The sequence below is a fragment of the Parabacteroides sp. AF27-14 genome (genome assembly GCF_003635425.1).
Lineage (GTDB): Bacteria > Bacteroidota > Bacteroidia > Bacteroidales > Tannerellaceae > Parabacteroides > Parabacteroides distasonis.
In genome coordinates this window covers 1-21,704 of record NZ_QTLZ01000006.1, presented here as the reverse complement: position 1 = coordinate 21,704, position 21,704 = coordinate 1, and the positions used below count along the sequence as shown (strand labels likewise).

Here is a 21,704-nt window from a genome sequence, read left to right as displayed (position 1 = left end):
CTTTATCTTTTTCTTTAACGCAAAGATAGCCAAAACTAACCGATTCTGCCCTATCTTCATCGAACTAATTCACACAGTTAGACAGGGTGTGCCTCGTCTCTACTGCCAAGTAAATAAAATAACAAGGGTGAAATATTTCATATTTACAGGGAATCTTCTACATTTGTTGAAAATTTCATAGACAAACACAGCAAGGCACCCATGTACATTAAATATTTTCGCTTCTTAGTAGCGATTCTCTTTTGTGCGATAACCTCATGTTCTACGGTTCGCGAGAAGCCTCGTCCGGCTACGAGTACGGGCAAGGAGGCCAAGCGAGAGTTTAGGGGAGCATGGATACAGACCGCTTTTCAAGGCGAATACAAGGATATGACTCCCGCCCGGATGAAAAAAGACTTCATCCGCAAGCTTAATTACCTGCAAGCATGCGGCATCAACGCCATCATCTTTCAGGTGCGCCCCGAGGCGGACGCTTTCTATAAATCCGATATCGAGCCGTGGAGCCGCTTCTTCACCGGAGAGCAAGGCGTAGCCCCGGCAGGTGAGTTCGACCCGATGGCCTTCCTGATCCAAGAATGCCATAAACGGAACATGGAGTTTCACGCTTGGTTGAATCCTTACCGGGCGAGCACGGCGGGAAACACCCGTTTCGCCGATTCCCACATCTATCATAAGCATCCCGAATGGTTTGTCACCTATAATAAACAAATCCTTTTCGACCCGGGATTGCCGGAAAGCCGTCAGTTTATCTGCCGGGTAGTGCGTGATATCGTCGGCCGTTACGACGTGGACGCTATACATATGGACGATTATTTCTATCCCTATCCCGCGGCGGGTATGCCTTTCCCGGATGATAACAGCTTCCGGAAATACGGCTTGCGAAAAGGATACAGCGAGGCGCAAAGGAACGATTGGCGCCGGGAGAACGTGAATACCCTGATCCGGGAATTGAAACGTACCATCCTGCTCACCAAGCCTTGGGTACGCTTCGGTATCAGTCCCTTCGGCATCTACCGCAACAAGAAAAGCACCGCAGACGGATCGGGTAGCAATACCAACGGTCTGCAAAACTACGACGACCTCTACGCCGATATCACCTATTGGGTACAGCAAGGTTGGATCGATTATAACATCCCCCAGATCTATTGGGAGATCGGACACCCGGCGGCGGATTACATCACGCTTATCAAATGGTGGGACAAAAACGCCAACGGAGGTCATTTATATATCGGGCAAGACGTGGCCCGCACCATGAAAGCGGACCAATTAACCCGCAAGATGCGTTACGAGCGTGCCTTGCCTCACGTGAGCGGCAATTGTTTCTGGCCCGCCAATGAGATTCTATGGAACAACAAGGGCGTAGCCGACAGCCTGAAACGGAACTACCACCGTTACCCGGCCCTTATCCCGGCCTATACCCATATGCATAACCGTCCGCCAAAAGACGTAAGCAAGCTAAAGACCGAATGGACACCTAAAGGCTTCTTGTTACATTGGCAAGCGGAGCAAAGCCCCACGAATCCGGAGCTAGCCTCCTATTTCGTGGTCTATCGCTTTAACGACAAGGAGCCGATAGACACGAGCGATCCCTCGAAGATCGTGGCTATCACCCGGGAAACCGGCTACTTGATGCCTTACGAGAAAGGAAAGGTAAAATATCGCTATGTAGTGACCGCCGTAGATCGCTTTCACAACGAGAGCGAGGGCAAGACAAAGAAAGTAAAATTATAAAGACACCAATTATGTTAACCGACCATCGCTGCACCAAATATACCGACTGTTCCTCTTGTAGTTTCTACCAGAGGGACATATTCAAGTATCGTCTTTATCCGAAAGGGTACGTGATCCCTCAGACAAGATGCATGCAGAACATGGTCTTTTTCCTAGTCAAGGGAGAGATCTGGCTGAACAGCGAGGAGCACCCGGACACCACGTTCCGGGGCGGACAGTTCGTATTGCAACCGATCGGCTCGAAAGTGGAGTGCAAGGTACTCGACTACACCGAATGTATCATCTATCTCTTCGAGCGTCCGCAAAACATATGCGACAATCGTTTCAACAAAGGCATCTCCATCGTGGAGAACGAACGCCAGCAGCCCATCGTAATGACGATGGTCCCGCCGATACAACTCTTCATCGAGGGCATGAAGCTTTACCTCAACGATGATTTAAGATGCTCCGGACTGATGCAAGCCAAACGCTCGGAGATGGTCTACTTGCTGAACTGCTACTACCCCATCAAGGAGCTAGCCGCCTTTTACGCCCCGATTTACCGGTATAGCCACAGTTTCCAGTATTTCGTGATGCAGAACTACCAGAAGGCGAAAGACGTGGAGACCTTCGCCCAATTGGGAGGCTACAGCGTACCCACCTTCCGCCGTATCTTCAAGGATACGTTTGGAGAGCCCGCTTATCAATGGATGCTGAAACGCAAATGCCAAGACATTCATAACGACCTTATCATGACAGAGCTTTCCATATCCGAGATTTGCTACAAGTATGGCTTTGAATCGCTTTCTAACTTCTCGCACTTCTGCAGGGCTAATTTCGGCCAATCTCCCCGCTCTGTCCGTTCTCTAAAGGATGAAAATACATAATATTCAATGATTTTTTTTAAATCTCTCAACTTTTGCAACTCTTTGGACAAAAATAACAATTCTCCCCTTTAGCATTCCCTATACATTTGCGTCCAGAAGATCAATCATAATTGATTTTCAAAGATAAATAAAATGTATAGGTACAATAAGACAAGTATTATCTTAAAGATCTCTATCGCAGTTTTATTCATTATCGGCATGGTGCTGGAATGTAGTTGCGAGAGATCCGAGGAACCGGAGAAAAGAGGCACGGGCTACATCACTTGCACCCTTCGTTGGGATAGCGTGGTAGCAGGTTCCCCGGTACCGGAGAAACTTCGCTATTGTATCTACCCGTCGGAGGGCGGGCCGATGATACAGACGGATGGGAACGCCAATGGCATCACCCTGTTCTTACCACCGGATAAATATAATGTATTGGTTTTCAATTACGACGCGAAAAACATAGGTTTTCGTAATATGTCGAAGTTCGAGGAAGCGGAAGCATATATCTCCTCTCTAGAGGATCTGGAGGCATGTCAAGACGAGGTGATCCCGTTATATGTCGCCACGATCCGTTCGGTAGAGGTTGAGGGGGACACGGAGAAGCATAAGGAATTGACCTTGTCGCCGTTTTTCCTATCGAAGGACAGTTCCTTGAATCTAAGCAATGAAAGGAAAGGGATCGCAAACAATATCAACGGGCTAAAGAAAACGAGTATCCGATGAGAGAGAGCCGGTTATTTATCATCTTGATCTCGCTTGTCATGGGATTGGCGGGATGCTCGAAAGAGACTATGATCGGCGAGTATGTAGACCGTTGCGCGGTGCGCCTCGACATAGATTGGGGTCCTTGCGGTATCGACCCGGATGGTATGACCGCGCTCTTTTACCCGGTCGATGGAGGGGAGCCAAGCCGTTTCCTTACCAACACGGTGACGGGCGACGAGGTGCGATTGAGGAAAGGGATCTATAACGTAGTGGTATTTAACCAAGCGGCCGAAGAATACAGTTATCTCACGATCGAGGGTCAAGATCAATACAGCACCCTGCGGATCGTGATGAAGACGACGGATAGCGATTGGTACACGCCCACCGAGGGAGAGCGGCTGATCTACGATCCGGAACCTTTAGCGGTAGCTACATTGGAGGGTTTTGAGGTGACGCAAGAGATGGTACGGGCGAACCTTAAGGAGGGAAAGGAGTTTTCCTTGGCTTGCCGGCCCGAGAAGGTAATCTTCACGGCTCATCTGTCCTTAGAGATAAAAGGATTGCACAACATGCGGACTGCGAGGGGATCGATTAAAGGGATGGCGGATACATATTGGATAGCGGATAGAAAGACCGGAAGTAGCGTAGCGACGCAACTCGTGGACTTCTCGGAAAAGACCTTTCACGAGAACTCAACGACCGATGGTATCTTATCCGGCTCTTACTTGACACTCGGCAGACCAAACGTCACATCGAAGGCCACGGACGAGATCAGTAATTTGCTTACGCTCTCCATCTTATTGGTCGATAACAGAACGGTCATTACGAAGCAATATGATATAGCTCCACGTGCCGCGATCAATAATGAGACGAAAGAGGTAGAGGTGGTGCTGGGTACGAAAATTGATCCGGATAAGGAAGAAGTTCCCGAGGATATTCCGTTGGAGCTACCAAACGTGGAGCCGGAAAAGAATGGCGGCGAAGGGGGATTCGATGCGACAGTAGACAATTGGGGAGATGAGACGAATATCGTAATCCCCGCATAACTATAGAATGATAAATAGTAACAACATAAAACAACATTAAAAGACTAAACATTATGAAGACAAATTTATTTATCGCAGCATTAAGCCTAGTAGTATTGGCGGGCTGCTCAGGCGAAGATGAGATTGGCACATTGGTAGCAAAGAATGACAATGCGATTAATTTCGGAACTTATGTGGGGAAACAGACGAAGGCCAGTATTATGGATGACACCAAACTACAAACAACGGGATTCAATGTTATAGCAACTTATACAGGTGTCGATACATGGGCATCATTAAGTGGAGACAAAGCTAAAGCTCCAAACTTCATGTACGATCAAGCCGTTACATATACTGATAGTAAATGGTCTTATTCTCCTATACAATATTGGCCAAATGAACAAAATGAGGATGGAGATCTTGGTAAAGTAACTTTCTTTGCCTACAGCCCTAAAACAACTAGTATCACTACAATATCAGATAAAGCAAAAACAGGAGCACCGACTATTAAACTGACTGTTTCCGATGAAATTGATACGCAAATAGATTTAGTAGCAGATATGGTCACAGATCTTACTAAAACAAGCACAACTATAGATGGAGTTGCAGTAGATGCAGGTACTGTTAAATTCAAAATGGATCACCTTCTTTCTCAAATTAAGTTTCAAGCAAAGCTCAAGGCACAGTACACTGGAGCAACAAAGATTACCGTAACAGGATTTAAGTTATCATTTGCAACCAACAAAATTAAGAATGCAGGAACATATACATTTAACACTAATAACACAGATAATATATGGGTGCTGGATAATACTTACCACAACGTAGCCATCGAAAAAACGAACTTAGCAAATGAGTTGGACAATACCGTAGCACTAGCAGCGACCGACTTACTAGATCCTATGTTTTTACTTCCTCAATCATATGCAGAAAAAGATATAACAGCTGTGATCAGTTACACTGTAACCACAAGTGCAGGTGATGTTAATAATGTAAAGAAAATCGATTTACCGGTAGTTACAGACGGATGGAAGCCTAGTAAAAAATATTTATATACTTTTGAGATCGAATTACAGAATGTAACAGTTGGAGTAGAATCCGCAGAATGGGGTAATGGTGAAATCAAGTAATATATTATCTTTATTTTCATAGATTAAGGGATTAGGCTTCTTCAACATAGAAGACCTAATCCCTTAATTAATTTTTAATAGCCGGTCTTCATATCACCGCCTCTCTTCTCTATCATAAAATCCATTCTCATAAAAACACGCCACTCTATATTTAGCTAGGATTACTTACAATAAAATAAATATCAGAAAACCTTTCGATAGCAATACGGTCATTATCCCACCTTTTTGAGCAATATAAGCCATATATCGTGACATCCCCTTCCCGCAAGAACCACAAAACAACGAGAAGGAGATAGCCATTAGTGCCCTTTTCCATCTCAAAGTACCCCTTTTCACACACAATAGGTTGCGAAAGCCAACGCGAAAGGCCGCGTTAGGCGACACATATGGTTACGTTGGGCATCGTAAGCAGCTAAGAATAGGGTTATAACCTAATGAGAAAGGCGTTATAACCTTATTATAACCCTATCGTAACCTTATGGAATCGCCCAAACACCCGGCAAACCATGAGTTACGATGAATTAATTTCGCTAGAATAAAAGGCCATTTTCCAACATCTGTCTGTCTACTAAACAATTGCTGTTTTTTTCTTGCGTATTTGGAAGCGAGACGTACATCCGCCCGAAATAATCGACTCTCACGGACTTCCGTTTACATTTTGTCAAAATGTCAATCCGCGAGGAAACTTCTCCCCACATAGCATACGGATATCAATTATTCTTCCTATATTTGCGATAATCCCTCATATCTAAGCGTAGGTCACTGAAGGAGGACATAAGTTAACGAAGAGCGTTTAAAGATATTATCCCGTATTGAAATCTGGACAATTTCATATCCATGGATAATAGACAATAAACGCTCACGTCGGTGCTATATTTACCAGTAATCGCTCTGGACGATATAACAGCATGGCGTGGGCTATTGTTTATTACATGGATAGGGCCGTCCAGAGCCTCAATACGGTAATATCAATAGTTTCCACGCTTCTGTATTTTTAGCCCGGCAACCGATGGAGACAGGTTGCCCTTATCCATTAAATGAAGACGATCCTCCTGTTACCCGTCTTGTCGCTATGGCTCCTGCTTGCCACGCAAGCCCATGCCCAAGTCTATCACCTACATTTATCCGACAACACTTGCCGGATAACAGAATGCGTTGATACTCCACAAGGCGTCAAGCCCTTGGGTCAGACATGGAAAGGAAACACCTTCCATGATCGTTTCACGCTAGATTTCGATCGCGCTATCTTCACGTGGGAAAAGGAAGGAAAAGAGACGTATGCCAACAAGATCATCAACCACACTGCCAAATACGCTCACCACTCATTCTCCACGGAGCAGATTACCGCCAACCTCACCATCAACAGCCATCGGGCCGTCCTTCAACTTATCCACTTTCAGAATGGCCAATGGATACAAGTCACTTATTTTTGCGAGATAGGGAATTAACGGCTCATGCGAACATCTACAACATCTACCACTTATACTTGATATTTGTACTTTTTATTTGTGAGTGAAAATTCCAGCCTTAAAAAAGGAGGCCTTAAAGTTTACGATAAACATCTTCAAAAGGTACTCTGCAACGTTCTCCCCAAATGCCTTTATTTCCATCCCGTATCCCACAAGGAATAGCCATGTTTATTTCAGCACCATGAGGTAGTTTCAATGTCCTTTTTAGCCGACGGCTGTCCAGCCCTTCTAAGGGACACGTGTCATAGCCTTCGTTTGCCATCGCAATCATAAACGTTTGTGCGGCAAGCGCACAGGATTTATGGGCTGTCACACGTATGTCATTCTCGGAAACTTCAAGCATCATAGGACGGAAAATACTGATTATATTAGCCAACAATTTCCTGAGCAATCCGAGAATACCGAAGAACCGGGCATAAACAAAGGGCATCAATATACCGTAATATATTTCCCGATCCTTAATACGTTTGTCCTGACGTTCTTTAGGACTGTAATGACGAATGTTCTCCCGTTCAAAATTGAGTACGAATCGCGCATGTTTCTTGTACCAGTCACGCCGAACCACAAAAATGACAATTTGTGAAGCGGTAGAAGCCGCTTTCTGACCAAGGCAGTCCCTTGAAATTTTTGCCAATAATTCAGGTTCTGTAATATGGTAAAATTCCCATAATTGCATATCAGAACTGTTAGGAGCCAATGTAGCCAGTTCCAAACAATGTTTTACCTTTTCCGTATCTATTGGTTTTTCTTTATCATACACCCGTACAGAACGACGATGATGAAGGACTTCATCTAAATTCATAATGATACTGATTTGAATTAAACATTTATTCCCAGCTGATTACTTCAGCCATTTATTATTGTGCTTTATTTAATTGCCGCATAACGACCTTCGCCATTTCTTTAGAACTGAACGGGTCCTGCCCAGTAATCAGATTATTATCTACAACTATTTTTGAAGTCATAGGTATCAATGCTTTTTCATAATCCGCTCCTCTCTCTTTCAACAACGCTTCAAGATCAAAAGGCACGTCTTCTTTTCTTCTGGCAAGACTTTCCTCAAACCAACTGAATCCCGTCAGCTTTTTGCCTTTAATCATATATTCGCCATTGGATAGTTTGACATTCAACAACCCACTGACCCCGTGGCAGATGGCCGACACTATCCTGCCACTTTCATCCTGTTTCCTTACGATAGTCTTTAAAGCTTCATTGTCAGGAAAGTCATACATCGCACCGTGTCCGCCGGCTAAATAGACACAATCAAACTGTTGTTCCAACAGGTTATCCAAACTGTTTGCATGATCCAACAGCTTTTTGAATTCTGGCTTTTCCCAATACTTTTCGGACATTTCATCTAAAAAAATTGGTTTTAAACTTTCGGGATCAATGGGAATATAACCTCCTTTCGGATTGGCTACCGTTATGTCATAGCCGCTTTCTTTTGCACTATGATAGATATGAGTAAACTCACTAAGCCATAATCCGGTCGCGAGTTTCCCATTGGCAAAAGTCCCTGTGCTAGTAACTATTATTAAAATCTTCATGATAATCAAATTATTGATTCATATTCTTTAAAAGAAAACATACACATGGATAGATTGTTTTTCAGAATATGGAATCTTTAACATAATCCGAAAATATGAAAACCTGCAAATCCTTTCAAATGCTATCTCTATCCACCAGCATTCGATAAGGAGAAATTACCGATCCCTTTCCTATTACCTCCGGGAGGAAGCAATTTGATGAATATTGTTTCCATGATGCCCAAGTTGAAAGAAGAATTAAGAACTATTTTCAACGACTATGGCTTGAAATATGTCTTCGATACCAATAGCCAGGAGATTAAAGTAATGAAAGAAAAGAAACCGGGAGAGATATTTTTAATTCCATTTCATTCCATAGCCGATACCCTGCAGCGCATGATTTTCTACAAAGCGGCTATTGAAAGTAACAGTGAGTCCGCATTAGTTTTTGAAGAACCGGAAGCCCACTCATACCCTCCTTTCATATCAAAGGTAACGCAGGATATTATCCAATCGGACAGAAACCAGTTTTTTATAACGACACACAGTCCTTATGTGGTTAACGACTTTCTGGAATTACCGAGTGACGAACTTGCCATTTACCTAGTTGACTTCAGGAATGGGGAAACTTTCGTGAAAAGAGCCAGTGACACAGAAGTACAAGAAATGTACGAATATGGCATCGACCTATTTTTCAACACCGAAACCTTCTTAAGATAATGGCAGAACTCTACATAATTCCGGAATGCTACGTCGATACAAACCTAATCGAGACGTTGGTTCCCACCGCTAAAGGATATAATCATCAGAAAGGCTGTAACAACGTCGTAAAAGTGATGAAAGAAAAGTTATCGGATAAATTCGCGGTTGGAATAGTGGATAAAGACAAACGACAGGTCAGTTACGTCAACGAATTTGCGGAAATAGGACATACGGACTCCCTATATTTTTACAAACACCCGGACAAGGCTCATTTCTTAATAATGATCGATCCTGCCGTAGACCGCTTTATCCAAAAATGCGCTAAGGAAGAGAAAGTTGAGATGAAACAATTCGATCTTTCAGATGAATTGAGATCTTTTACAGCGCAGACAAAGCAAGTATCGAGCAAAGAGGATACGAACTTCAAAAAGTTATTTCACGAAATTAAGAGCGCAGAAGAAATAACAATCCTAAGGAATACCATTAAATATTTGAAAGAAAAGCAATATAGTTCTAATAGCGCAGAAATGAAAGCCCTTATTGATGGGCAAACATCAAAACTGTAGCAAGCTTCTTGAGATATTGTGGACTGAAACATAGCGAAGGATACAGAACACATTGCAGGCACAAGCCCATACCCAAGTCTACCGCCTACGCTTATTCGACAGTACTTGCAGGATAACGGAATGCGTTAAAAACTATTTTACGGAATGTCCAAATGTTCTGTCAATACGTTTACGAATGTTCGTAATGGCGCACCTTCATAATTATCCAACTCCCCAACCAAGATCAGAGCGGCGTTCTTCATCCATGGGTGGTATGGAATGGATAGTTCATAGGGGATTTCCCGGATCAGTTCCGGGGTGTTCTTGATTACCGTATAAGTGTCGCCATCGGCGGCTTTCTTGCCTTCGAAAACTAAGGTACGGTCGTACATTTTTTGCTTGTTTGCCCCGTTTAGTACTACCGGGGCCATGACTACGGAATCTCTGTCGCTACGCAACATCGGCATCAAGGACAGGGTTTGATATCGTCCCACGGAGAGTCCGCAGACACTGATCGTTAGGTCTAGACGCAAGGAGTTGCCCTCCCGCTCGATGCGGTTTTGCTTCAAGGAGACTTGCCCCCGGTAAGATTGTATAGGAACCTGCGCTCCTGCCGGAAGAACAAGGCCGATCACAAGCAAGCATATATAAATGAATGTCTTCATAGATTTATCTCTTTATTTGATGATGTAAACGATACTGATACCCGCCTTTGTTAATCCCCAATACTCGTTGCGGAACTTGCCGATAGGCGCATCTCCTCTAGGAAAAGCGTACTTATCATATTCGAAATGCAAGTATCCGAAACCCGCCGTGAACTCCACGTTCCAACGGGGCGACACGTATAACTGATAACCATAAGAGATACCGCCGCCATAAGCGTTACCGTTATAACTATTCTTTTTCTCCATCCCATACAGGAGCTTCAAACCGGCGAAATCGTAATCCATATACTGGGCATGAACCCCGAAGAAATGTCCGTTGAAACGCTCGTGTATCCAGTAGCGCGCCTCTGGTTGTATCATCCAATGCTTAAAGGACTTATCGCTCGAGAATGTCCAACCGTTATAATACCCCGATGCCTCAACCGACCAATGCTTGTTGAACGCGACCTCCGCCCCTACGTTCGGCGTAGTGATCGCGTCATAAAGCACATTGGTCTTCACGGCCACGACCTGTCCTTGAATATCCATAAAGGTTGACAAAAGAAATACTAACAGTAAATATAGTTTATTCATATCTCCCGGTTCATTAGGTTTGTTTATTTAAGAGACAAAACCGTACAAATATAAATATTATTTATCAGTTCATTTGTACGTTAACTTATATAATATCCATGATTTCAAATGAAAAACGTTATCTTTGTCTACAGAAGTCACTAAATGTTCTTGTAGTAATTAAAAGTAAACGAGTTAGCTTCATCGCAGTTGGCTTTGATGATTGGCAACCTCACGGTTAGCGAGTTTGACTTGCAGGCATTAAACGAATTTAAATCGGTTCTTTGCAATGGATGATATGAAGAATGAAATGGTAAATTCCTTAGACGGGTTCGTGGGCGAAATAAAACAGATAATAGATAGCGCACGTGCCAATGCCGTGCGGAGTGTGGACCTCTGTCGGGTGCAAATGTATTGGAACATCGGCAAGCGCATTTTCGAGAAAGAGCAGCAGGGCAAAGAGCGTGCCGACTATGGCTCTTACCTTATCAAGAACCTCTCGAAGCGCATCACGCCCGACTATGGTAGCGGATTTTCGGTGCGTCAGCTCGAAATGTGCCGTCAGTTTTACCGTACTTACCCGATTGCGAATACAGTGTGTTCGCAATTGAACTGGTCGCAATACAAGTTGCTAATAGCCATACCCGACACAGATAAACGCAAATACTACCAATTGGAGGCGGTGAACAACGGCTGGACTAAACGTGAGCTGGAACGGCAAATCAATTCCCTGCTCTACGAGCGTCTGTTGCTTAGTAACGACAAGGAGGCGGTGCTTGCCGTGGCGCAAAACCAACGAATTCCCGAATCGCCCACGGAGATTATCAAAGATCCAATGGTATTGGAGTTCCTCGGATTGGAACGCCGTGCTTCTTATTATGAGCGAGATTTGGAGAGTGCTATTATCTCGCACATTGCAGATTTTCTGCTTGAAATGGGCAAGGGCTTCTCTTTCGTGGCAAGGCAGAAGCGACTACTTGTGGAAGATGACGAATACTTCGCCGACCTTGTGTTCTACAACCGCCTGCTGCGCTCGTTTGTGGTGATTGAACTGAAAACGCAGAAACTCACGCACCAAGACCTTGGACAGTTGCAGATGTATGTCAATTACTACGACCGCTATGTGAAGACGGAGGATGAGAACCCTACTATCGGTATTCTTCTCTGCACCGACAAAAACGATACGGCGGTGAAGTTGGCTTTGCCCGAAAACAATCAGACTATTCTCGCAAGTAAATACCAACTCTACCTGCCTACTACCGAACAGCTCATCAATGAAATCAATGAAGTGAAACGCACTGCGGAGAAATCTCAAAACGATTACAAAATTAATCAATAGAACAGCTCCGATTGATTCCATAGCTCCTATAATAATGATGATAACTGCCGCAAATGGTTTTGTTGAACAAAGCACGAGATATTCAACAGATAATACCGGAAGTAGCTTAGCAAATTACACTCTCATATATAAAATAGTAGAGTGGAAAGTAAGGATAAATCATCTTCCTCATTCTTCCGTATATCAAGAAATTGTAATACCTTTGTAAAATAAATCCAGAATATGACTCATGAAGGCTAAATATATCGTGATTTTTCTCCTTTCACTCCTTTCGTTTGTCGCTTGCGATAAAGAGGAGGTCGTTATCCCTACTACTGCCCCTCGTACGGTTCTTATCTATTTCGCAGGGGATAATAGCTTGAGTGGATACGTGAGCCAAAACCTGAGGGCGATAAAGGAAGGGATTGAGCGAGATGGATTGAACAACGGTAATTTGTTGATCTATACGGATAAGCAGAACGAGGCTCCCCAGCTTTTTCAATTAAAGCTGGAAGCGGATACCATCCGGCAGATCGTGCTCGAGACCTACGACTCGAACCAGAACTCGGCCTCTACCGAGACGCTGACGCAAATAATCGACAAGGTACAAAAGGAATATCCGGCGGATAGTTACGGGTTGGTGCTGTGGAGTCACGGAACGGGATGGCTACCTTCGGATATCTATAGCTATCTGCGTTCTTTCGGGCAGGATGGGAAGAATAATTTCATGGAGATCAATGATTTGGCCTCCGCTTTATCGAAGTATCATTTTGATTTTATTTTGTTCGACGCCTGTTATATGTCGTGCGCCGAGGTAGCTTATGCTTTCCGGGGATGTACGGATTATATCATCGGCTCGCCAACGGAGATACTGGCCAATGGTTTCCCCTATCAAACGATCATGGGGGATATGTTCAAGAAAGAAGCTGATGTGGTGGGGATAGCGACAAAGTTTTATACGTATTATCAAAGTGAGGCAGGAACGATCTCGGTCATGAAAAGCGATGAGTTGGATGAATTGGCCGCTACTTGCCGTACCCTATTCCATGATAAGACGGAAAGTGATCTTTTCGCCGTACCCGTTAGCGAATTGCAGATCATGGAGTATTTGACGCCGAATTATCATGCCTTATATGATTTTGATGATTACGTGAGCCGTCTGGCCACGGAAGAGCAATATAACGCATTCAAGCGGAGCATGGAAAAGGCGGTTATTTACAAGGCTACTACACCCAAGGCGGTTTACGCTTATCCGTATCCGTATGGAAGCTATCTGCCGGTCAATAAATATAGCGGCCTATCCATTTACGTCCCCCAAGAAGCCTTGCCCAAACTGAACGAATGGTACAAGGATCTTGAGTGGTATAAAGATGTATATCAATGATTAAAACTCATCTCTTAGCCAGCGTTTACCACGAGGGGTATACAGGAATATCAAGAAACCTGCCGCCATTATAGAAATAACCGTAAAGAATACTGCTAATAACATATTTCTCTATTTTAATAATTTATACCCAATCAAAGCAAATACTGTAGCGATAAACGTTCCAGTAAATAAAGAATACCAGAATATAGGAGGCCACAACATGATATCTCTCGTATCCTCCCAGCGGTTTAATAATGCGCTTCCTACTCCCAATACAAGAGCGGCAAAAGTTAATTTTGACAAATCGAAGAAATACTTTGAAGTATTTTCTCTTCTGTTCTTCATTAAATCCTGAGCCGCTTTTCTTTTTTCAATGTTACCGTTATAGTTACTCATAGCAAAAATACTAATATTATTTCACAAATGAACTTATTTCACTAAAAACACTTCCTTATATCGTTTTACCTGTCCTTGAGGATGAACAAGTTCCGCATAGAAAATATAAACGCCGGTTCTCACCTTGGAACCATTCACCGCAAGGCCGTTCCAAGCCAATTCACCTTCTATCCCTAATAAGTCATGATTTACCACCTCACTGATACGCCTTCCGGAGATATCAAATATCCAGGCCCTACAGGTATAGCCGGATTCATCAAGATGGTAGGAGATCGTATATTCCTTCGTTGCCTCAGAATAAACGGGAGACTCTATGCCCGTGACCTCGCCTTCATCTTGCTTTCCATATTGGGAATTCCGATAGCCGGGCGTACCGTATCCCGCCGTGGCCGAAGCCGAAGTCCAATTCATCTCATCCTGCGTATCGCTATCAGGATTAATCCGCTCCAAGGCAATCCCCTTCTCATTTTTCACGGATGGGGCATGCCATTTAGAGGAATAACGAATCTCATCGATCATAACCTCATCTTCTGTACGAAACAGGACTAGCGTAGCGGAGGTATTTGCCAAGACCGGAAGTTTTAATTCATGCAAAGCATCCGGCGAAGATATCAGATAAAAATCGCTCACTCCTCCCATACTTTTAGTCAGCAACGCATAATCTTGTGGTTCTACCGGAGAGACTATAGAAGATAAAGGATAATGCGAACTCAATGTACCATCGGATTTGCGGGTAGCAACAGACAGTCCAGCCAAAGACAATGTCCGGTCCGAACGATTATAAAGCTCGATATACTCACTCCCTTCCGGATAAGGATTCGGCAACAACTCATTAAAAACGATCTCATTGGGTAAGACTATAATGTCCGTGGGGATACCCGGTTTATGGGGAGTGTCCGGACGATCCGGATCTTCTGGTTCATCGTCAGGAGAAGAGTTTGCGGAACCCGGCGTGCCTCCTCGTTCATCCGTTGATAAATAAAAACCGGTTTCAGAACGTTCCCAAGCGATACCGGCTTTCGCTTTCTCATAGGCAATCCGGTCGATCTCCTTACCGGAAGGATCGAATAACGCAAGCTCCTTCCTCGTGTTCGCCAAAGACGCCGGGAATTTATCCAAGGGCATATCTTGTCCCGAATCGTCAATATGTATATCCCTACCAGACCGATAAAGCACGATATATCCATCCGCTTCCAAAAGCAAAGCTGTCAATACCGTTGGCTTACTACCATATAAGAATGACCAACCATTTAACTCTATAGCCTTATCCGTCGTATTATAAAGTTCCACATACTCCGTTTCCGGAAAAGCCTTTTGCCCTTTCGGATCAGCCATCACCTCATTAATACGGATACTACCGGCGGGGAAAGAAGGAGTATCCGGCACTTCCGGTTCCTCCGGAACGTCGGGCTCTTCTTCATATTCTAACCGAATCTCGGTAGAACTCTCCGGAATCTTATTTCCCTCAAGATCCATTAACCCCGAGCACAACAAATCATAACCCATACCAACCTTCAACTCCTTATCAAAGCTGATATTCACATGGATCCGCATATCATCCGCATAGGTCATACGAGAGGCATTACCGATACCCGATATAGAGAATATCGCCTCACGGATATCCACCGGAAGATTATATTGTAATTGGAAAACAGACTCGGTGATCGGTTGGATAGCAAGAAGCCGCGGAAGAACCAACGGCTCATCGGGCTCATTGGGTTCTTCTGGCTCTTCGGGAGTATCCGGCTTCTCTGGTTCGATCGAGATATTATCGGATATAATGATGTAGTTACACGCAAAATCATTTACTCGAGTTTTAGAATAGCGGCATTCAAAACGTAGTTGTCCCCCTTTACATGAAGAAGAAACTTCAGACTCACAACTCCCTATCAAGACAAACCTACCCTTCTCTAGCACATATAAGTTCCATATCTTATGATTTTCTAAAGTAAGTTTCACTTTCAAATCCACGGCTCCCAACAAGACATCGAGCGCTTTCTCTATTAAGATCCTTGGATTCTTCTCCGTTGCGGTATGTTTCCGAAAAGTTATCGTTTTCTTATTACTGCCGATTTGGACATAATAATCGTTTTTTAATCCAAGCATCCTCTGATCATCTAAATAAACATGTAGCCGGATATGGTTTTGATCGCTTGGTTTGAAATCCATCCGAATCTCAAATTCCCATTCCATTGTAGCGGAATAAACGAGAGGAGTTTCTATGGAAACACTTTTCCGGGTAGGATCCGCACGTGAGACCAGCCATCCGTTCTCAATCACAAAGCAATCTAAATCACCCGTCCAAGGGTTATCCGATGTAATCTCCGGTCCATTAAACGGTTCTTTTAACTGGGGATAAGCGCAAAGCGGAAGTAAAAACGCAAGAATTAATAATAATTGTTTCATAGCTATATCGTTTTAGTTATAAATTTCTCTATCTTTGCACCCTAATAAGTTACAACTGTAAATAATAGGGCGCAAAAGGCAAAAATATGAAAGCCCTTTACAGACAGCAAAGTTATAACTATTTTACATTATTCAAATTAAATCAGTGCTCAAAATGAAAGTAGCAATTGTTGGTGTAAGTGGAGCCGTAGGACAGGAGTTCCTGCGTGTACTCGACCAGAGAAACTTCCCGATGGATGAGCTGGTACTTTTTGGCTCATCTCGTAGTGCCGGACGTGTTTATACCTTCCGTGGTAAACAGTATACCGTTAAGGAACTGAAGCATAACGACGACTTTAAGGGAATCGATGTTGCTTTTGTTTCAGCCGGAGGTGGTACTTCCAAGGAATTTGAGAAGACGATCACGAAACATGGTACGGTGATGATCGATAACTCCAGCGCGTTCCGTATGGACGAGGATGTTCCATTGGTCGTACCGGAAGTAAACCCGGAGGATGCCTTGAATCGTCCTCGTGGCGTGATCGCTAACCCGAATTGTACCACGATCCAGATGGTTGTAGCGTTGAAGGCGATCGAGAACTTATCTCATATCAAGCGTGTTCACGTATCTACTTATCAAGCTGCCAGTGGAGCGGGCGCTACCGCTATGGCTGAGTTGGTAAAACAATATGAGCAATTATTAAAGGGCGAGGAGCCTACAGTAGAGAAATTCGCTTATCAATTGGCATATAACGTAATCCCTCACGTAGACGTATTCACGGAAAATGGCTATACGAAAGAGGAGATGAAGATGTATAACGAGACCCGTAAGATCATGCACTCGGATATCGAGGTGAGCGCTACTTGTGTTCGCGTACCGGTTATGCGCGCGCATAGCGAATCTACTTGGGTAGAGACAGAGCGTCCGATCAGCGTGGAAGAGGCTCGCAAGGCTTTCGCCGAGGCTGAGGGTGTGGTATTGCAGGATGAACCGGCAAACAAGGATTATCCGATGCCGTTGTTCGTAGCGGATCACGATCCGGTTTACGTAGGCCGTATCCGTAAGGATATCAGCAACCCGAATGGTTTGACATTCTGGACCGTGAGCGACCAGATCAAGAAAGGCGCCGCTTTGAACGCCGTACAAATCGCCGAGTACTTGCTAAAGGTGGGTAATATCAAATAACAGACAACTTTGTAAATTCTATATACGTGGAAGCGGGATCAAGAGAATACTCTTATCCCGCTTTTTTATGCTTAGCGTAATTCCTTCATGCCTTCTCAAAACGTATAAATCAATACGCCCAATACCCGATGGTTGGTTATCGAATGTGTGTCATGAATCCGTCCACCATCCTGCAAATCCACATTACCATACCATGCAATGGAAGGACTGTATTCAACACCCAGTTTCCAGTGCGGGAGGTTATATGAAAGTTGTAGGTTGGTCGTAAATACCTGATCTACATCCAGACCTACGCCATAGGTCTTGCCTACCAGTGCCTCGTTCGCTCCCAAGTTCTTCAAATAGCCTAAGAACAAACCCGGTTTCCATTTCTTACCATACACGATATTCAACCAAGAAGTGGAGAAGAGATACGGCGAATATTCCTGTTCGCCGGTACGTGGGTCGATAGAGGTGACGCCGTAACCACCCAACATACAAGTCTGCGTCAAGTTAGAAGCCAGCAATGTTTTCGCCATCACCAACCAATTAGCGTCCTGATATTTCACGTGCGCCTCGCCGGATACGGAAGTAACCCGCTCGCTGACTTTATAAATCTTGCCATCCACCTCGTTCTGCGTTCTCGGCACTAACGACAAGATTTCCATACCGGCTCCTACCTGCCAACCGGGTTTCTTATAATCCACCCCGAGATAGACTTCCGGTACGCAACTATTCTTGATATATTCCTCACTCTTTCCATTCGGGCCGGCCGATAGATATTGCAACTGCCATAGAACCGACCCGGTCAATTGCCATCCATTGTCCGTATAACGATAACGAATTTGCGGGCTGCGGTTAAAGGGCTGGAACGGGGCGCCGGTAGAAAGATTCAACATCTGTGGAAAGACCTCGCCAAATAGCGGATGCCACGTCTGTCCGATCAAGACAGCGGACTTGCCCCAATCCAGATTCACATAGGCATGACGGATACGAAGCACCGCCCAATTGCTACCCGAACCCCGGAAATCGGCCTCCAGTTTCAAGGAAGTCTTGGCCGAACCAACCTTCGGTCCTTGTACATCGATTCCCAAACGGGAGTAAAGCAGGTAAAAACTACCGTTCGGACTAGCGTTCAAGTCCTTGCCATCCGCATCCAACGCCACGTCCTTCGGATATAGGTGGAACAAACCATCCACGATCTCGGCGTTCGCACGGGAATTATAGAACAAGTCTCCACGTACCTGTCCGTAAAATTTGTAAGAGAAGTTTTTCTTTTGCGCCTGTACGCATACCGCCATACATAGGCCGATCAAAAGAAGCAAGTTGCGTTTCATTTCCATTCCGGTCAATCTATCTTTAAAAATAATACATCATCAAACCTAATATACGATGATTCGTTATCGCATGTGTTTGCTCGATACGTCCGCTCTCTAAGTCGGTCGTGCCATAATAAGCTGTCGCCGGACAATACTCGAAACCGAACTTCCAATGCGGTAAATTATACGATACGTTTAAGCTGACGGTTATTAATTGATCGATATCCAATCCCATACCATAGACCTTATCCGCTGAGACCAAGGACTTCCCGGTTCCCAAATTCTTCGTATATCCGACGAAAACTCCCGGTCTCCATTTCGTTCCGTAGGCGAAATTCACCCATGTCGTAGAATGGCGAAAAGGCGTATATCCCTGCTCGCCCGTACGGGAGTCCACCGAGCTCACCCCGTAACCGCCCAATAAAGCGGTATGATCCAAGGCTGAGGCCATCAAGGTTTTCGCCGCAAAGGTATAGTTTCTTCCGCTATACTTCAAATGTGCCTCGTAAGAGAATGCGGTCATTCGCTCGTTCACCTTAAAAGTTTGCTCCTTCCATTCCGTGGAAGTACGGGGTTTCAAGGAGATCATATGAGCGCCGAGCCCCATCAACCAACCATCCGCAGGGGTAAAATCCGCCCCCACGAACATCTCCGGAATGCAGCTATTCTTAATATAATCCTCGCTCATGCCTTTCGGTCCGCTGGAAAGGTATTGTAATTGCCACAACACGGAAGCCGTCAATTGTACCCGGCTATTCGCCTTATACTGGTAACGGATCTGAGGGCTACGGTTGAAAGGCTGGAACGGCGCTCCGGTGGAAAGATTCAAGACATCCGGCATCACGGCGCCAAACAAGGGATGCCACGTGATCCCTACTAATACCGCCGATTTTCCCCAATCCAAGTTTACGTATGCCTGCCGGATACGTAACATCGTATTACTACCGGAAAAACCGCCAAAGTCCGTCTCTATCTTAGCGGAGGAACGAGCCTTGCCGATATCGGGACCCGTCACGTCCAAGCCCAAGCGGGAAGTGAACGTATAGAAACTGCCATTCGGCGTGGCGTTCAAATCCTTGCCATCCGCATCAAAACTCTTATCCAAAGGATAGAGATAAAAGTTCCCATCGATCGGAGCCATATTAGCCCGGGAATTGTAGAAAAGATCTCCACGGACGAAGCCGTAGAATTTGTAAGTGAAGTTTTTTCTTTGCGCTGTCGTAGAAAATAAGGCTAGCATCCCCACGAGCAACAGGGTAATCCGTCTCATTATAATTCAGTTTGTTATTTTTCTTACCTTATAAGCCGCGAATGTATATATTTTTATGGATTCAATTTGAAGAAACGAAATATTATTTGTTCCTTTGCTTCCAAGTTGTAAGCCTTAAAGGTCAAATTAGATTAATATTGTAAACACCAGATAAAGAAAATGAGTACTAAAAAGTTTTTGCTAGAAGAAAAAGATATACCTACGGCATGGTATAATATCGTAGCGGATATGAAGAATAAACCGCTGCCGATCTTAAATCCACAAACTAAACAGCCCTTAAAGGAGGAAGATTTATATCCTCTATTCTCGAAAGGCGTCTCTCATCAAGAAATGAACACGACAGACGCATGGATCGAGATCCCCGATGAAGTACGCGAGCTTTATAAGGTATGGCGACCGACTCCGTTGGTTCGTGCTACCGGATTAGAAAAAGCGCTGGATACGCCCGCTCATATCTATTTCAAGAACGAGAGTGTAAGCCCGATCGGTTCACATAAGTTGAATTCGGCCTTGGCTCAGGCTTATTATTGTAAACAAGAGGGTACGACTAATATCACGACCGAGACAGGCGCCGGACAATGGGGTGCCGCTCTTTCTTACGCGGCAAAAGCTTTCGGCTTGGAACTTGCCGTTTATATGGTAAAGGTTAGTTACCACCAGAAACCCTACCGTCGTTCGATCATGCAGACTTTCGGAGCACAAGTTGTTGCCTCCCCGAGTATGAGTACGAAAGCCGGACGTAAGATATTGACAGACCATCCTAATTATCAAGGTAGCCTAGGTACCGCTATTTCCGAGGCGGTAGAGTTGGCCATGCAAACACCGAACTGTAAATATACATTAGGTAGCGTATTAAACCACGTTATGCTGCATCAGACCGTTATCGGACTGGAAGCTGAGAAACAAATGGAAAAGGCTGGCGAGTACCCCGATGTCGTTATCGGTTGTTTCGGTGGTGGTTCCAACTTCTCCGGTATCACATTCCCATTCCTGCGCCATAAACTAACGGAAGGTAAGGATATCCGGGTTATAGCGGCGGAACCGGCATCTTGCCCGAAACTTACAAGAGGGCAATTCCAATATGACTTCGGAGATGAGGCTGGCTATACCCCATTAATCCCGATGTTCACGTTGGGACATAATTTCTCTCCAGCGAATATCCATGCGGGAGGTTTGCGTTATCATGGCGCCGGCTCCATCGTCAGCCAGTTAATGAAAGACGAATTGATGAGCGCCGTGGATATCAAGCAATTGGATACCTTCAAGGCCGCTACTCTATTCGCGCAAGCGGAAGGTATTATCCCGGCCCCAGAATCATCCCACGCTATCGCCGCGGCTATCCATGAGGCAGAGCAAGCCAAAATCGAAGGTAAACCTCGTACGATCTTGTTCAACTTATCGGGCCACGGCTTGATCGATATGGCCGCTTACGACCAATATCTATCCGGTGATCTAACAAACTATGAGGTAACGGATGAGGAAGTAGCTAACAATTTGAAAGATTTGGAGAAAATCATCTGATAAAAACAAGAAAGGGGCTGTCCAAAAAGTGTGACAGCCCCTTTTTGCTATTGTTTATTTCAG

The 21,704-nt window shown here is 44.6% G+C and carries 20 protein-coding genes; 12 read left to right on the top strand and 8 right to left on the bottom strand.

What is annotated here, in order from left to right; translation table 11 throughout:
* Window positions 1-201 precede the first annotated feature (201 nt).
* From DWY79_RS08410 to DWY79_RS08385, 6 genes are all read left to right on the top strand, one after another.
* Window positions 202-1,731 carry a glycoside hydrolase family 10 protein gene (locus DWY79_RS08410; RefSeq protein WP_005859910.1) on the top strand — a complete coding sequence of 510 codons (1,530 nt, stop codon included), beginning with the start codon at window positions 202-204 and terminating at the stop codon, window positions 1,729-1,731.
* 11 nt (window positions 1,732-1,742) lie between these two features.
* On the top strand, window positions 1,743-2,597 hold the full coding sequence (locus tag DWY79_RS08405) for a helix-turn-helix transcriptional regulator (protein ID WP_005859912.1): 855 nt from the start codon (window positions 1,743-1,745) through the stop codon (window positions 2,595-2,597).
* A gap of 132 nt (window positions 2,598-2,729) precedes the next feature.
* Window positions 2,730-3,305 carry a DUF5119 domain-containing protein gene (locus DWY79_RS08400; protein WP_009275253.1) on the top strand — a complete coding sequence of 192 codons (576 nt, stop codon included), beginning with the start codon at window positions 2,730-2,732 and terminating at the stop codon, window positions 3,303-3,305.
* The gene (locus tag DWY79_RS08395; RefSeq protein WP_122369192.1) at window positions 3,302-4,333 is read left to right on the top strand and encodes a DUF5119 domain-containing protein; all 1,032 of its coding nucleotides are present in this window, start codon (window positions 3,302-3,304) and stop codon (window positions 4,331-4,333) included. Before DWY79_RS08400 ends, DWY79_RS08395 begins: the two co-directional genes overlap by 4 nt.
* Window positions 4,334-4,386: 53 nt before the next feature.
* Entirely contained in the window at window positions 4,387-5,442 is a 1,056-nt protein-coding gene (locus tag DWY79_RS08390; protein ID WP_005863353.1) for a fimbrillin family protein, read from the top strand.
* Between the two features lie 1,037 nt (window positions 5,443-6,479).
* Complete coding sequence (locus DWY79_RS08385) at window positions 6,480-6,890, top strand: hypothetical protein (protein WP_005863355.1); 411 nt, start codon at window positions 6,480-6,482, stop codon at window positions 6,888-6,890.
* A 94-nt stretch (window positions 6,891-6,984) separates the two neighbouring features.
* Here the strand turns inward: DWY79_RS08385 and DWY79_RS08380 are convergent, their stop codons facing one another.
* Window positions 6,985-7,713: a nitroreductase family protein gene (locus DWY79_RS08380; protein WP_057326109.1), complete on the bottom strand. Its 729-nt coding sequence runs from the start codon at window positions 7,711-7,713 to the stop codon at window positions 6,985-6,987.
* A 55-nt stretch (window positions 7,714-7,768) separates the two neighbouring features.
* Complete coding sequence (locus tag DWY79_RS08375; RefSeq protein WP_057326108.1) at window positions 7,769-8,458, bottom strand: type 1 glutamine amidotransferase domain-containing protein; 690 nt, start codon at window positions 8,456-8,458, stop codon at window positions 7,769-7,771.
* Between the two features lie 162 nt (window positions 8,459-8,620).
* On the opposite strand from DWY79_RS08375, the gene DWY79_RS08370 reads away from it, so the two are divergent.
* Window positions 8,621-9,157, top strand: a complete 537-nt coding sequence (locus tag DWY79_RS08370; protein WP_370449943.1) for an AAA family ATPase — start codon at window positions 8,621-8,623, stop codon at window positions 9,155-9,157.
* Window positions 9,157-9,705 carry a hypothetical protein gene (locus DWY79_RS08365; RefSeq protein WP_122369190.1) on the top strand — a complete coding sequence of 183 codons (549 nt, stop codon included), beginning with the start codon at window positions 9,157-9,159 and terminating at the stop codon, window positions 9,703-9,705. The genes DWY79_RS08370 and DWY79_RS08365 overlap by 1 nt, the downstream gene beginning before the upstream one ends.
* A gap of 137 nt (window positions 9,706-9,842) precedes the next feature.
* Here DWY79_RS08365 and DWY79_RS08360 read toward each other — a convergent pair whose 3' ends face one another.
* Both DWY79_RS08360 and DWY79_RS08355 read right to left on the bottom strand, forming a co-directional pair.
* Window positions 9,843-10,349: a DUF3868 domain-containing protein gene (locus DWY79_RS08360; RefSeq protein WP_121961179.1), complete on the bottom strand. Its 507-nt coding sequence runs from the start codon at window positions 10,347-10,349 to the stop codon at window positions 9,843-9,845.
* A 12-nt stretch (window positions 10,350-10,361) separates the two neighbouring features.
* On the bottom strand, window positions 10,362-10,922 hold the full coding sequence (locus DWY79_RS08355) for a DUF3575 domain-containing protein (RefSeq protein WP_005863367.1): 561 nt from the start codon (window positions 10,920-10,922) through the stop codon (window positions 10,362-10,364).
* A gap of 268 nt (window positions 10,923-11,190) precedes the next feature.
* On the opposite strand from DWY79_RS08355, the gene DWY79_RS08350 reads away from it, so the two are divergent.
* Both DWY79_RS08350 and DWY79_RS08345 read left to right on the top strand, forming a co-directional pair.
* Window positions 11,191-12,240 (top strand): YhcG family protein, encoded by a 1,050-nt coding sequence (locus DWY79_RS08350; RefSeq protein WP_197735325.1) that lies wholly within the window; start codon window positions 11,191-11,193, stop codon window positions 12,238-12,240.
* A gap of 229 nt (window positions 12,241-12,469) precedes the next feature.
* Window positions 12,470-13,603, top strand: coding sequence for a clostripain-related cysteine peptidase (locus DWY79_RS08345; RefSeq protein WP_122369189.1), 1,134 nt, complete (start codon window positions 12,470-12,472; stop codon window positions 13,601-13,603).
* A 111-nt stretch (window positions 13,604-13,714) separates the two neighbouring features.
* On the opposite strand, the gene DWY79_RS08340 is transcribed toward DWY79_RS08345, so the two are convergent.
* Together DWY79_RS08340 and DWY79_RS08335 are read right to left on the bottom strand one after the other, a co-directional pair.
* Window positions 13,715-13,981, bottom strand: coding sequence for a hypothetical protein (locus DWY79_RS08340; protein WP_008772999.1), 267 nt, complete (start codon window positions 13,979-13,981; stop codon window positions 13,715-13,717).
* A 33-nt stretch (window positions 13,982-14,014) separates the two neighbouring features.
* Entirely contained in the window at window positions 14,015-16,387 is a 2,373-nt protein-coding gene (locus DWY79_RS08335; RefSeq protein WP_122369188.1) for a lamin tail domain-containing protein, read from the bottom strand.
* Window positions 16,388-16,541: 154 nt separating this feature from the next.
* Here DWY79_RS08335 and DWY79_RS08330 point away from each other — a divergent pair, with 154 nt between their 5' ends.
* Entirely contained in the window at window positions 16,542-17,552 is a 1,011-nt protein-coding gene (locus tag DWY79_RS08330; RefSeq protein ID WP_005859941.1) for an aspartate-semialdehyde dehydrogenase, read from the top strand.
* A gap of 95 nt (window positions 17,553-17,647) precedes the next feature.
* On the opposite strand, the gene DWY79_RS08325 is transcribed toward DWY79_RS08330, so the two are convergent.
* Together DWY79_RS08325 and DWY79_RS08320 are read right to left on the bottom strand one after the other, a co-directional pair.
* Window positions 17,648-18,868, bottom strand: coding sequence for a DcaP family trimeric outer membrane transporter (locus tag DWY79_RS08325; protein ID WP_034530824.1), 1,221 nt, complete (start codon window positions 18,866-18,868; stop codon window positions 17,648-17,650).
* A gap of 22 nt (window positions 18,869-18,890) precedes the next feature.
* A complete protein-coding gene (locus tag DWY79_RS08320; RefSeq protein ID WP_005859945.1) occupies window positions 18,891-20,120 on the bottom strand; it encodes a DcaP family trimeric outer membrane transporter in 1,230 nt (409 codons plus the stop codon).
* A 159-nt stretch (window positions 20,121-20,279) separates the two neighbouring features.
* On the opposite strand from DWY79_RS08320, the gene DWY79_RS08315 reads away from it, so the two are divergent.
* Window positions 20,280-21,641, top strand: a complete 1,362-nt coding sequence (locus DWY79_RS08315; RefSeq protein ID WP_122369187.1) for a TrpB-like pyridoxal phosphate-dependent enzyme — start codon at window positions 20,280-20,282, stop codon at window positions 21,639-21,641.
* Window positions 21,642-21,704: the final 63 nt, after the last annotated feature.